Annotated in this window: 11 protein-coding genes; 6 read left to right on the top strand and 5 right to left on the bottom strand. The window is 68.6% G+C overall.

The features are described 5' to 3' along the window. Window positions 1-143 precede the first annotated feature (143 nt). Window positions 144-1,268 (top strand): ISAs1 family transposase, encoded by a 1,125-nt coding sequence (locus AC6F7H_RS24480; protein ID WP_500754596.1) that lies wholly within the window; start codon window positions 144-146, stop codon window positions 1,266-1,268. On the opposite strand, the gene AC6F7H_RS24475 is transcribed toward AC6F7H_RS24480, so the two are convergent. Beyond that, the gene (locus AC6F7H_RS24475) at window positions 1,246-1,788 is read right to left on the bottom strand and encodes an ATP-binding protein (RefSeq protein ID WP_500759075.1); all 543 of its coding nucleotides are present in this window, start codon (window positions 1,786-1,788) and stop codon (window positions 1,246-1,248) included. The genes AC6F7H_RS24480 and AC6F7H_RS24475 overlap by 23 nt on opposite strands. A gap of 163 nt (window positions 1,789-1,951) precedes the next feature. On the opposite strand from AC6F7H_RS24475, the gene AC6F7H_RS24470 reads away from it, so the two are divergent. Next, complete coding sequence (locus tag AC6F7H_RS24470; protein WP_500759074.1) at window positions 1,952-2,827, top strand: helix-turn-helix domain-containing protein; 876 nt, start codon at window positions 1,952-1,954, stop codon at window positions 2,825-2,827. Then, entirely contained in the window at window positions 2,824-3,027 is a 204-nt protein-coding gene (locus tag AC6F7H_RS24465; RefSeq protein ID WP_500759072.1) for a DUF397 domain-containing protein, read from the top strand. The genes AC6F7H_RS24470 and AC6F7H_RS24465 overlap by 4 nt, the downstream gene beginning before the upstream one ends. A 24-nt stretch (window positions 3,028-3,051) precedes the next feature. On the opposite strand, the gene AC6F7H_RS24460 is transcribed toward AC6F7H_RS24465, so the two are convergent. Continuing rightward, entirely contained in the window at window positions 3,052-5,541 is a 2,490-nt protein-coding gene (locus tag AC6F7H_RS24460) for an Eco57I restriction-modification methylase domain-containing protein (protein ID WP_500759070.1), read from the bottom strand. Between the two features lie 138 nt (window positions 5,542-5,679). Next, window positions 5,680-7,278 (bottom strand): IS1634 family transposase, encoded by a 1,599-nt coding sequence (locus AC6F7H_RS24455; protein WP_500754409.1) that lies wholly within the window; start codon window positions 7,276-7,278, stop codon window positions 5,680-5,682. 243 nt (window positions 7,279-7,521) lie between these two features. On the opposite strand from AC6F7H_RS24455, the gene AC6F7H_RS24450 reads away from it, so the two are divergent. Continuing rightward, the gene (locus AC6F7H_RS24450) at window positions 7,522-8,619 is read left to right on the top strand and encodes an IS630 family transposase (protein WP_500754592.1); all 1,098 of its coding nucleotides are present in this window, start codon (window positions 7,522-7,524) and stop codon (window positions 8,617-8,619) included. A gap of 39 nt (window positions 8,620-8,658) precedes the next feature. On the opposite strand, the gene AC6F7H_RS24445 is transcribed toward AC6F7H_RS24450, so the two are convergent. Further along, entirely contained in the window at window positions 8,659-9,189 is a 531-nt protein-coding gene (locus AC6F7H_RS24445) for a GNAT family N-acetyltransferase (RefSeq protein ID WP_500754593.1), read from the bottom strand. A gap of 228 nt (window positions 9,190-9,417) precedes the next feature. Between AC6F7H_RS24445 and AC6F7H_RS24440 the strand changes: the two genes are divergently transcribed. Both AC6F7H_RS24440 and AC6F7H_RS24435 read left to right on the top strand, forming a co-directional pair. Beyond that, window positions 9,418-10,722, top strand: coding sequence for an IS630 family transposase (locus AC6F7H_RS24440; protein ID WP_500755205.1), 1,305 nt, complete (start codon window positions 9,418-9,420; stop codon window positions 10,720-10,722). A gap of 305 nt (window positions 10,723-11,027) precedes the next feature. Continuing rightward, window positions 11,028-11,570, top strand: coding sequence for a hypothetical protein (locus AC6F7H_RS24435; RefSeq protein WP_500761856.1), 543 nt, complete (start codon window positions 11,028-11,030; stop codon window positions 11,568-11,570). Here the strand turns inward: AC6F7H_RS24435 and AC6F7H_RS24430 are convergent. Next, complete coding sequence (locus AC6F7H_RS24430; RefSeq protein ID WP_500759068.1) at window positions 11,527-12,372, bottom strand: IS5 family transposase; 846 nt, start codon at window positions 12,370-12,372, stop codon at window positions 11,527-11,529. The two genes, AC6F7H_RS24435 and AC6F7H_RS24430, sit on opposite strands and share 44 nt — an antisense overlap. Window positions 12,373-12,430: the final 58 nt, after the last annotated feature.

Raw genomic sequence — 12,430 nt, 5'->3', positions numbered from 1 at the left:
GCCCCCCTCAGGGCTCCGGCAAAGTCGTTTGGTAGCCCTGTGACGTGTGGTTTTGCGGGTGGGTGAGGTGCGCGGGCGTGTTCCGGTCCGGTTGGATGGAGGTTCCTACGCCTTCCGTCCGACCAGGGAACAACGCCCGCGCCATGCCATCGTCTCGCATCTGCGTGCCTGTTCGCACGCCCGTCCCGGAGCGCGAGCTCCTCGTCGACCTGCTCGGCCGGATGCCCGATCCGCGCCGCCGGCGCGGGGTCCGTCACCCGGTGAGTGCTCTGATCGCGGTCGCGGTGTGCGCGGTGATGGCCGGAGCGCGGGGTTTCACGGCGATCGGGGAGTGGGCCCGGGACGCCGGAGCGGTAGCCGTGAAACAGCTGGGCCTGGTGCGAGGCTCGGTGGACGAGTCGACGCTGCGGCGCCTGTTCGCGAGGCTGGACGCGGACCGCCTCGACGCGCTCCTGGGGACATGGGCGGCGACGAGGGCCTCGCTGGTCGCGGGCCGGCGGGTCATCGCGATCGACGGCAAGACCGTCCGGGGCGCACGCGGCGGTGACGCCCCGGCCCCACATCTGGTCGCCGCGCTCGCGCACGGTTCGGGAGCGGTACTGGGCCAAGTCGCCGTGCGCGAGAAGAGCAACGAGATCCCCGCGGCCAGAGAACTGCTGGATGCCCTCGACCTGGACGGGGCGGTGGTCACGATGGACGCGCTGCACACCCAGCACGCCACCGCGGCACTCGTGACCGAGGCCGGCGCCGACTACGTCCTGACCGTGAAGGCCAATCAGAAGTCGTTGTACGCACGGCTCAAGGCTCTGCCCTGGGCCCGGATACCTGCTGTCACCAGAACGGACCGCGGACACGGGCGCCGCGCCACCCGAACGATCAAGGCCGTCGCCGTCCCCGCCTGGATCGACTTCACCGGGGCCGCGCAGGTCGCCCAGCTGCGGCGCACCGTCACCAGGAAGGGCACACGGACGGTCGAGATCGTCTACCTGATCACCAGCGCGGACGCCCGCACCGCGCCCCCGGAGCTGCTGGCCACATGGGTGCAGTCGCACTGGGAGATCGAGAACCGCCTGCACTGGGTCCGCGACGTCACCTTCGACGAGGACCGCTCCCAGGTCCGCACCGGCAACGCACCCCGCGTCATGGCAGGCATCCGCAACACCGCGATCACCCTCCTCCGCCTCCACGGCCACCAGAACATCGCCGCCGCCCTACGACACCACGCCCGCGACACCGACCGCCCCGTCAGCCTTCTCCTGACCGCATGACCGACGACTTTGCCGGAGCCCTGGCGCCCCCCTTGAGCGCGGGTTCACGCTGGCCGCACTCGGCCCAGACTGTCTTGCCGCCGGGGTGGTGGGGTTCGCATCCCCAGGCATCGGCAAGCGAGGCGACGAGGAGCAGGCCGCGCCCCGACTCGCCGCCCCCATCTCCGTCGCCGTCTCTGCCTGGCGCCAGTTCGGGCAGGCGGTCACCCCGGGCGTCCGTGACCTCGATGCGCAGGGTGCCGGACGTGAGGGTCAGGGCGAGGCGGGCGAGGCGGCCCCGTACGCGGCCGTGCAGGGCGGCGTTCGCGGTGAGTTCCGCGATGAGGAGGGAGGCCGTGGCCGCGTCCTCGTCGCCGGCCACGGCCTCCGGGCAGTCCCGCTGGTCGGCGAGCCAGCGTTCGGCAGCGTGGCGGGCGGTGTGGGCGGTGTGGGCGCCGTGTCTGCTGGTGGGGAACGTGACGCGGAAGTGGTGGGTGGTGGCGGTCGGTTCACCAGTGACGGTGACGGTTTGCTGGATCACCTCACCGAGAGTGACGGATCGCTTCTACTGTGTGGAGGGTGCGGGGCGGTACGGAGGACGACTGTCCCGGGGCGGAGGGCGGGATGTCCGGGTGTACGGCCGTGACCTGGCCGGACGTTCGGCGGTTCGCCCCTGGTACGACGAAAGTGGGCGGTGGTACGGGATGGCGGCACAGGCGGGCGGTTCGGGGGTTCCCACCGGCGGTGAGGCGGACGGTACGGACGAGGTGGCCGACCTGTTCCGGGCGCTCGGGCGGCAGATCAAGGTCGCGCGGGCACGGGCCGGGATGAGCCAGAAGGAGCTGGGCGACCGGCTCGGGTACGGGGAGGAGACCATCTCGTCCGTGGAGCGGGGGCGCCGGACGCCCCAGCCTGAACTGTTGGTCGCGGTGGATGAGTTGCTGGAGTGCGGGGGGTTGCTGGCTGCGGCTGCGGAGGATGTAGAGCGGGCGCGGGCGCGGAGGAGGGTTCGGCACCCGGAGTGGTTTCGTGATTATGCACGTTTGGAGCGGGACGCGGTTGAGATCAACTTCTACAACAACCATGACATCCCGGGCCTGCTGCAAACCGAGCGGCGAACCCGTGCCCTGTACGAGATGCGTAAGCCGCTGCTGGATGAGGAGACGATCGAGCACCGGGTGATCTCTCGGATGGGCCGTCAGGAGATCTTGACCAGTTGGCCTCCGCCCATGATCAGCGCCGTCATCGAGGAGACCGTGTTGCGACGCCCTCTCGGCGGGCAAGAAGTCCACGGGGAGCAGCTGGAGCAGCTGCTCAAACTCGGGCGCCTGCGCAATGTGGAGCTGCAAGTGATGCCGACCGACCGCAGCGAGCACGCGGGGATGGGCGGTGCGTTCGTGCTCCTCACGCCGAAGGGGAAAGCACAGTTGGGATACACCGAGGCGCAGAACTCCAGCCGGTTGATCACGGACCCGGAGGAAGTCCGTATCCTGGCCGCACGGTACGGCAGCATTAGGGGACAAGCGCTCACCATGCGCGAGTCTCTATCCCTGATCGAGAACTTGCTGGGGGAACGATGAACACTGCGGAACCCGCACGACCTGTTTGGTTCAAGAGCAGCTACAGCGGCAACGAAGGCGGCGAATGCCTGGAGGTCGCCGCCGACGGGACTGCCGTCCGCGTACGGGACTCCAAGGAACGGGGCGACGGTCCGCAGCTCGCGTTCACGCGGGGCGCGTGGGCCGGGTTCGTCGCGGACCTCGGGCGGGACGGGCTCTGACCCACCCGCCCGAGGCGGCAGCATTCAGGCCTCGTGACGCGGTCCCTTCCCTGGCGGCGGGTCCAGAACGGTTCGGTACTCGTCGCCCGCTCCCCGTGCCTCCTCCATGCGGTCGTAGATGTCGAGGATGAGGTCCTTGGTGCGGTAGGCGCCGCCGTGGACAGCCTCGTCCTCACGCTTGACCACGGGGAAGGTGTCCATGACGTACTCCACATCGGCACGGTCGAGCCCGTAGAGATGGAAGAAGGCAGCGTCCACTTCGGCGCGCAGGAGCTCACGGCGCCCTTCACTCCATTGGAACGGAGCGCCCTGGTCGCCGAGGGCACGTGCCAGCGGAGCCATGTCAGTCGCCGTGTAGGTCAGCTCCAACACGCGCCGGTCTAGCCAGTCGCCAACCGACCCGGCGCCATCCGGGGCAGCCTCTTCGTATGCGCTCGGAGGCAAGAGGGCGAGCTGCTGAAACTGGAAGAAGTTTAGGTTGGTCCCGGCGAGCTTCTGACGCAGCAAGAAATCTAGTACAAACGACGTGGTGTTGGCGTAGAGAGCAGCAGCGTGCCCCTCGGCCGTCGGCAACATCAGGTTCGCTGAGTCACCAAGTCCCGCCGCCGGGAAGAGGAACGAGAGCACGGTCCGGCGGTCGGTGGACCGGCAGATCTTGCGGAAGCCCATCAACCAAGGGCTGTACCACTCCCGCTCAGCCAGCCGCGTCTCCACCCCCGCCCACATGATCCGGTTCCCCTTCTTGTCCCGCTTGCCAGAGTCCACATCCTGCTCAGGCACCCAGTACCGGGGCAGCGGCGCGAAGTCGGGATCGTTGTGCTGTTCGGGCGTCACGCGCGGGAGGGTGCCGACGTTCGCCTGGGCCTGGGTCTGACCCTCATACGTGCCGAGGCGGTGGTCGAAGTGGTGAAGCATCTTCGCCTCGTACAGTGGGAGATACCGGCGCTTCTCCCCCGCTTTGGTACGCGTGAAGACGTTGCCGGTCAACTGCCAGCCCTCGTCCTCCAGTTCCTGCTTACCACGGAACAGATACGAGTCGTTGGCCATGTGGAACATGGTCATGAACGTCAGACCCCACGGGTTGGTCCCGCCCCAGCCGTTCTCGTCCGGCTCCTTCATCAGCACCGGGACCCGGCGGTAGATCCCGAGGGTGATCTCCGCGTCCCGCCGGGTACGGAACACCGGAAGCGTGCCCGTATTGGGGTTCACCAGCAGGATCTCCTCCGGGGGCATGGCGAACCGCCGGCCGTCCAGGTCCTCCATGTACCGGGTGCCGAAGGCGAAGGACGCCTCGTCGACGCGCGCGCCGACACCGGTGGCCGTAAGCAGGGAGAAGCGCACCGAGTGATGCACGTCCCGGCTGAGGATGAACGCCTCGTTCTCGAAGTCCAGGAACGACGCGAGCCGCGCCGTACGCACCAGGTTCGAGAAGAACGGCGCCGTCGTGGCGTCGGTGGCGATGCCCGTCGGCAAGACCAGGCCCAGCCGCCCCGTCGGCGCGATGCCCAAGGAGGCGGCCTCGGCGAAGACTGCGTATGTGTTCACGTCGCCTCGTCCGGCCAGTGGGAAGCGGCCCGAGTCGCGCAGCAGATGGCTGACGCCCTCGGAGAGGCGGCGCGCATCGATGAACTCGGTGTGCAGCGTGCGGTCCGTCTCCTCCTCGCTCTCGGCCAGCGCGTCGATCATGCGCTCGCGGGCCGCCTTGTTCGCGGCGTTGGCGATCTTCTCGTCACGGGTGGCGAAGAACTCCTGTTCCTGGAGCTTGACCCGCTCCCACGGCGGATTCCCCAGCACACAACTGAACCCGCCCTTCCACCCGGTCCGCTCGTCCACCCCCGGCGCCGCGGCATCCGCCGGAACCCGGAAAACCTCCGGGAACTCCAGATGCCAGTGGAAGAACCGGTACTCCTCCCGGAGCCGTACGACCTCCTCCACCGTCCCGTCCGGCAGGCTCGCGCCGCCGTCCTCGGAGTGCAGCGTTAGCAGGGACTTCGTCGTCAGCGCGGGCGGCGTCGCCGTCTTCGTCTTCTTCCAGACGAACGCCGCGCACCAGGCGTCGGCCAGCTCCAGTGCCCGGATGTAGTCCGGGGAGGTGGTCAGCTCCCGATACGCCTTGGCCTGGTTCCGGACGTCTTCCAGTTCCCGCGAGTCCGTCCCCGTGATCGCCGAGACCTTCTCGCCGAACCCCGCGTTGGACTCGGCCAGCACCTCCTCCTCAGCGAACAGCGCGTCCTGGTTCGCCCCGTGGCGCAGCGCGACCTTCCACGCCGTCCGCTCCGCAGCGTTGCGCTTCTTCAGGTCGGTGACGTGCTTCGACTCGTCGCCCTCCAGCGGCTTGAACGCGTCGTCGGGCAGGCCACCGGCCAGCAGCTTCGGCGTGGTGCCCAGGAGGCCGTTGCCGTGCTTGATGTGGGCGTCGAGGAAGGTGAGCGGCCGGCCCGGCTCCATCGCCTCGATCCACAGGGACACCTTGGCCAGCTCCACGGCCATCTTGTTGAGGTCGACGCCGTACACGCACCGCGCGATCACCTCACGCAACGCGTGCCGTACGTGCTCGGCGCTCGGCTCAGGGTCGTCCCTATCGATTTCGGCCAGGCGGCGGGCGATACGGCGGGCCGCGGCGACTAGTCCCGTACTTCGCGGGTCGTCGTTTCAGGTCTGTGGCCAGCGGGTTTGCGTGATGTCTGTTTCGAGGAGATCGAGGAGGTGGAGTTGGACACCGCGGGTGATCTGGACGGTGGGCGGATCGGTGGTGTTGCCGATCCGCAGGGTGAGTTCGCCGAGATGGTAGAAGATCATGCGGCCGGTGGGGCGGACCCGGCGCTGGTCCGGGTAGAGGCCGACCATGGTCTGCTCGGATCCCAGAGCGCGTCTGACCTGCCGTTCGATCAGGCTGAAGACGAGCAGGGCCAGGCAGATGACCTGGATGAGAGCGGCGACACGCCGGTTGTGCTGCACGAAGACCGGCGCGACCGCCAGGGGGCCTTTGAAGTCGTGGTACCGGCGTTCGACCGCGCCCTGGCCTTTGTAGTGGACAAGGATCTGGCCCGGGCCGGCCTGCTCGGCCGGGATGCTCGTCAGCAGCGCCCACCAGCCGTCCACCGCAGCCTCGGCCGCCAAAACGTCCTGGTCGAAGTGCCACCGAAGGGCGGGAGGCTCGCCTTCGCCTCCGGTGATCGTCCAGCGCAGGCAGGAGGTGACGTGCCGCTTGGCTGCGATGACCCCGATCCGGGCCATGATCTTCTGCTGGGTGCCGTAGTGCCGGCCGCCCGCCGCGCCGGCGAGCTTGTCCATCTCCTCGCCGGCCCGGGCCAGTCGCTTCTCGCGGGCCCGGCGCTGGCCCGCCGCGACGGCGGTGGAGTGCACCAGGATCCGGCGCACCCGGTGCACCGGATCCCGCTTGCGGCGCCCGGCCATGGTGTGGACGTCCTCCAGCACCCGGTAGCTCTCCCGCGCGGCGGCCGGTTTGTCCACGTCCCGCTCGGGCAGCCAGTCCACCGCCTGTGCCCGTGCAACGTCCAGGGCCGCGTAGACCTCGTCCTTGACCTGGGCAGCCGGGACCGGCGCGATGAAATCCACCCCGGCCGCGAGCAGGGCGGCGACATTCGTATAGGACACCAGCTTGGAATCGGCGACCAGCAAGAACTCCCGTGCACCAGCCATGCCTTGCAGGTCCTTCATCGCGCCGACGACCTGGCTGACCTCGGCCGCACCCCCGTCGAAGACACGGGCGTGGACAGGAATGCCGCCGTCGGCGGACACCGCGAGTCCGGCCTGGACCTGCTTCAGGTCCACCCGCCGGTCCTTGGGGCGCCCGTAGCTGATGACCGGGTACTGCTCGTCCTGGTCCTCGGCAGGGAAGGCACCATGGACAGACATGCTGGTCATGTCCCAGTGCAGCCTCGACACGTCGATCCCGAACTCGGCGATCGCCCGGGCGCCGACCGTCCCCGCGATTCTGTCCAGCTCCGGCGCGATCGCATCCAGGGCCCGGGCCAGACGGTCGTCGTTGAGCAGGGCCGGCTCGATGCCGAACACCTCCTCCACCGCCCAGGTACGGGCCCAGTCACCGACCCGCACCAGCGGCGCGGGCGAGGTCAGCCGGTTGACCACCAGCGCCTCGATCACCTGCCCATGGGTCAGATGCGCGCTCGCGCCTCCCGGACACACCTCGTCGACGATCCCGGCGACATCCAGCCGGCGCAGAAACTCGGCAGCGACAGGCAGAGCGCCCAGACGCTTCTCCACCACGGACGTCACCACCACATCAAGGCGCTGACGCTGAGACCGAGGCCGCGGAGACCGGGAAGTCATCGACACACCCCACCCAACGCCACACGACCGGCCCAGGACACCCCCGGACCGGTCACGTCATGCGAATCAACGACCCGCGAAGTACGGGACTAGTGGCTCGTCACGCAGCCTTGGCCGGGTAATCAACCCGCTGTTCGTCGGGCAGCAGACTGTCTCCAAGACCTGATCTTGGAGGTGGTCGTGGGACGTCGACCAAGCGTGTTCGTCCGGCCGGTGAGCATGGAGGAGGGCCGGAAGCTGCAGCGGATCAGCCGGACCGCGAAGGACCCGGTGAAACTCCGCCGGGCGATCGTGGTGCTGATGTCCGCCCAGGGCCAGACGGTCAAGGACATCACCGTGCTGATGCAGGCCGGCGAGGACTACGTCCGCGATGTCATCCACGCCTTCAACGAGCGAGGGCTGGACGCGCTGGACCCAAAATGGAGCGGGGGACGCCCCCAGACGATCAGTGACCAGGTGCGTGAGCGCATCTGCCTGATCGCCCGGACGTCCCCCGCCGACTGGAAGATCACCGCGTTCTCCACCTGGAGCCTGAGCAAGCTCGCCGAGCACCTGGTCAAGCAGAAGGTGACCGCGGCCATCAGCCGGGAGACGCTGCGCCGGATCCTGCACGCCGGCAAGGTCTCCTGGCAGACCACCACCACGTGGAAGGCGTCCACCGACCCGGAGTTCATCGCCAAGATGCACCGCATCCTGGCGCTGTACGACACCCCGCCCGCCGACGGGCGGGTGATATGCGTCGATGAGTTCGGGCCGCTGAACCTGATGCCCCGCAAGGGCAAGGCGTGGGGGCCGGTGCGGCGTCCGCGCCGGCTGCGGGCCACCTACAACCGGTACAACGGCGTAATGCACATGCTCGCCGCCCTCGATCTGGCCACCGGCAAGTTGTACTACCGCATCCGCCCGCGCAAGCGGTGGCGCGAGTTCCTCGACCTGCTCATGGTCCTGCGCGCCCGCTGGCCCGGTCAGAAGCTGTATGTGGTGCTGGACAACTTCTCCCCGCACAAGCATGCCAAGGTCCGCGCCTGGGCGGTCGGCAACGACGTCGAGCTGGTCTTCCTGCCGACCTACGGCTCCTGGCTGAACTGGATCGAGGCCGAGTTCGCCGCCCTGCGCTACTTCGCCCTCAACGGCACCGACCACCGCAGCCACGACGAGCAGAACGCCGCCATCGCCGCCTACGTCCGCTGGCGTAATGCCCGTGCCGAGCCGAAGACCATCTTCGCTCCTGACTCACCCATCCGGACCTGGACCCGGTATCCGACCCGCGCTGCCTGAGCACCCGTAGGAGGTTCAGAGGCAGTGTTTTGCTCGCCCCTATCGGGCGAGGGGCGACTTGTCGGTCGCAGCCGGACCGCGGGCCAACACGCGGGTGGTGGTGCCGTCGTCCTCTTTGATGTCCCGGACATGCTCGAAACCGATTCTGCCCAGCAGAGTCAGTGAGGCCTCGTTCGATGCAGCTACGGTGGCATACACCCTGGTCAATCCGAGAGTATCCAAGCCATAGGCGACGATGGCCTCAGCCAGCTCAGTCCCTAGGCCGGACCCCCATGCCGTCGGCGCCAAAGCGTAGATGATCTCGTGGCCTCCGACGACGTCGGTCAGCTTGATCTCGGCATGCCCGACCAGGAGTCCGTTGCGACGAACAGCCCAGACATCGAACAGGTCCTGGGCATAGACCTTCGTGAAGATCCGCCCGAACAGGGCCCGGTCTGTTGCTTCGGAAGCAGGGCCGTCACCCATCCACTGCGACACCCTGGTGTCCTGGAACAGAGCGACGAAGCCCTCTTCGTCCTCGGGGACGTACGGCTCCAGAAGCAGCCGCTCGGTGCGCAGAGTCGGGGTCACAGATGGCGACGCTACCCACGCAACATCCGTGTCGGCAAACCACTTTCGCCTGCGCGGACATCGCTTTTCTCGTCGCCATGCCCCACATCGCCCAGCGCTGCAGGCCGAGCTGTCATGAGGGGCCATTTACACGGTCAACTATCCGAGCTGAGCCACTAGTGTGCTGCGCCGCAAATCACGCGGGTAAGTTGCTACCCTTTTCGCGTGTCGCATCCGGGTCCTTCTGCAGTGTCGATCACGTTGTCCGAGGACGAGCGTGCCGAGTTGGTGCGCCGCGCCGGGGCGCGGGACCGGAGAGCCGCCGAGCGGGCCCGGATCATTCTGGCGTGCGCCGACGGGATGTCGAATGCTGCCGTGGGGCGGCTCGTTGACGTTCAGGCCAAAACGGTGGGCAAGTGGCGCCGGAAGTTCGCGGCCGAGGGGCTGGCCGGGCTGCAGGACGCGGGCCGGATCGGCCGGCCGAAGGCGGAGCTGGTCCTGAGCGAGGCCGAGCGGGACCAGCTGGTGCGCTGGGCGAGGCGGGCGAAGACCGTGCAGTACCTGGCACTGCGCGCGAAGATCGTGCTGCGGTGCGCCGAGGGCGGGACGAACCGGCAGGCCGCGGCCGATCTCGGTATCGACGCGTCGACCGTGGACCGCTGGCGGGCGAGGTTCATCGCCGAACGCCTCGACGGCCTGCACGACGAACCCCGGCCGGGCCGGCCGCCGTCGATCCTGCTTGACCAGGTCGAAGAAGTGATCGTGGCGACCCTGGAGTCCACCCCGGGCCAGGACACGCACTGGTCGCGGGCGGCGATGGCGAAGCGCACCGGCCTGTCGAAGTCGACCATCGGGCGGATCTGGAAGAGGTTCGACCTCAAGCCGCATCTGCAGGACTCCTTCAAGCTGTCCACCGACCCGCAGTTCGTCGACAAGGTCGTGGACGTGGTCGGGCTCTACCACAACCCGCCCGAACGGGCGGTGGTCCTCTGCGTCGATGAGAAGAGCCAGATCCAGGCGCTGGACCGCTCGCAGCCGGTGCTGCCGATGATGCCGGGCATGCCCGAACGCCGCACCCACGACTACCTGCGGCACGGCATCACCAGCCTGTTCGCCGCGTTCAACATCGCCGACGGCACCGTCATCGGCGAGCTCCACCGCCGTCACCGGGCCGTCGAGTTCAAGAAGTTCCTGGCCACGATAGACAAGGCGGTACCGCGTGAACTCGATGTGCACCTGGTGTGCGACAACTACGCCACCCACAACACCTCCGAGATCAAGGCGTGGCTGGGCAAGCACCCGCGCTTCCACGTCCACTTCACCCCGACCGGCTCCTCCTGGATCAACCAGGTCGAGCGCTGGTTCGGTCTGCTGACCGACAAGCTCATCCGGCGCGGCGTACACACCTCCGTCAAAGCCCTCGAGGACGACATCAAGGCGTGGATCGACACCTGGAACGAGAACCCGCGACCCTTCACCTGGGTCAAGACCGCCGACGAGATCCTGAAATCTCTCGCCGACTACCTCACCAAAATCAACCCGCCAAACAGGTAGCAACTTACCCGCGTGATTTGCGGCGCAGCACACTAGAAAGTGGCCGGAGCCGCAGGCGGGGTCACACACCGTCAGGGCGAGCAGTGCGTCCTTGCGCTCCTTCTTCGTCGTACCGGACTTGACCGCCTGCTCGATGACCGGGTCGAGCGCGGAGTCGAGGAGGCAGTCGATGAGCGGGGACGGGGTGTAGTAAGAAGCTGTTGTCTTTCCGGACGTGAGGGCTGCGTTTTCGCTGGTGGGGCATAGGGGCGGCGATCTGGTGGGAGTGACGGGCTGTCATGTCGTCGCTGCTGTGGGAGTCGTGGATGCCGTCGGTGGTCGGACTGCTGGAACAGCGCGAGCTGGGTGCTCGCCGTCGGGTGGACGAACTGCGGGAGGAGGCCGACCGTATTCAGGCCGAGCTGGCCGTGGCCGAGCGGGAATGGAAGGAATGGGCCATCGCCCGCTCGAAGGTCGGCGAAGTGCTGGCCCCGGCGGACGAGACCGGGCAGGACCACGCGGCGGCCGACCGGACCGCGCCGGCCGCCGAGGAGCAGACCGGAAGGACGCCGCAGGCGGCGAGGCCGAAGTCGCAGGTGCCCCTGTGGCGCGAGGGACTTGCCCGGTCGGCGCTGCCGGTGGACTACCAGCGCATCCTGCAGGTGGCAGCCGACCGGGCCCGGCTCGGGCAGGGGCCGGTGACCTGTCAGGAACTGGCCGCAGGGTTCGGCATGGACGTGGTACCGGCGCGGGTGGAGGCGCTGCGGTCGAAGGCCAAGCGCCTGGTGGCCCGCGGCTGGCTGGCCGAGCAGCAGCCGGGCCGGTTCACGCCTGCCCGCGGGGTGGCCGGGCCAGGCGGCGGGTCATGAGCAGGGTCATCGACCAGTAGACCATCGCCTCGGCGCTGCTGGTGCGGCGCTCGACGTCGCGGACCAGGCGGCGGCTTTGCATCAGGTGGGCGAAACACCGCTCGACGATCCACCGTTTGGGCAGCACCACGAAGCCGCGCATGTCGTCGCTGCGCTTGACGATCGCCAGGACCAGGGCGAACGTGGCCAGGCAGTGCTCGATGAGGCTGCCGGTGTAGCCGCCGTCGGCCCACACCAGCTCCAGCCGGTGGTGGGCGGCGGCCACCCGCGCCAGCAGGACCTGGGCGGCGGCGCGGTCGCCGACATCCGCGGCGGTGACCAGCACGCCCAGCAGCAGGCCGAGGGTGTCGACCACGACGTGCCGCTTACGGCCGTTGATCAGCTTGCCGCCGTCGAAGCCGCGGCTGTCGGCGCCGACCACGGCGTCCGCCTTGATGGACTGGGAGTCGATCACCCCGGCCGTCGGCTCCGCGTCCCGGCCCAGCTTCTTGCGGACCTGCGCGCGCAGCCGGTCGTGGAACTCCTGGATCAGGGCGTTCTCGAGCCAGCGGCGGAAGAACGCGTACACCCGGTCCCACGGCGGGAAGTCGGCGGGCATCGCCCGCCACTTGATTCCGTTGTCGACGAGGTAGCGGATCGCGTCCAGTATCGCGCGGTGGCAGTAGCCCTCGGGCCGGCCGCCCCGGCCGCCCAGCCAGGCGGGCACCGGCAGCAGCGGCCGGACCTCGGCCCACTCCGCGTCCGTCAGGTCGGTCGGGTACCGGCGCTGCCGCTCGGGCCGGTCGGCCGCGTTGCCGTACACGTGCGCGAGGCACTCACACGATGGAGCAGCCGGGTTGGACTGCCCGCCCGTTGACACG

It is taken from the genome of Streptomyces sp. MMS24-W38 (assembly GCF_059889265.1).
Note: the sequence above shows the minus strand (reverse complement) of the source record. Positions and strands in the feature narration are given on the sequence as shown.

What these genes read in the sequence shown, in the direction of transcription:
- AC6F7H_RS24435 (WP_500761856.1), top strand. Translation starts at nt 11,028, where the DNA reads ATGCCGTCGGTGGTCGGACTGCTGGAACAGCGCGAGCTGGGTGCTCGC.
- AC6F7H_RS24470 (WP_500759074.1), top strand. Translation starts at nt 1,952, where the DNA reads ATGGCGGCACAGGCGGGCGGTTCGGGGGTTCCCACCGGCGGTGAGGCG.
- AC6F7H_RS24465 (WP_500759072.1), top strand. Translation starts at nt 2,824, where the DNA reads ATGAACACTGCGGAACCCGCACGACCTGTTTGGTTCAAGAGCAGCTAC.
- AC6F7H_RS24480 (WP_500754596.1), top strand. Translation starts at nt 144, where the DNA reads ATGCCATCGTCTCGCATCTGCGTGCCTGTTCGCACGCCCGTCCCGGAG.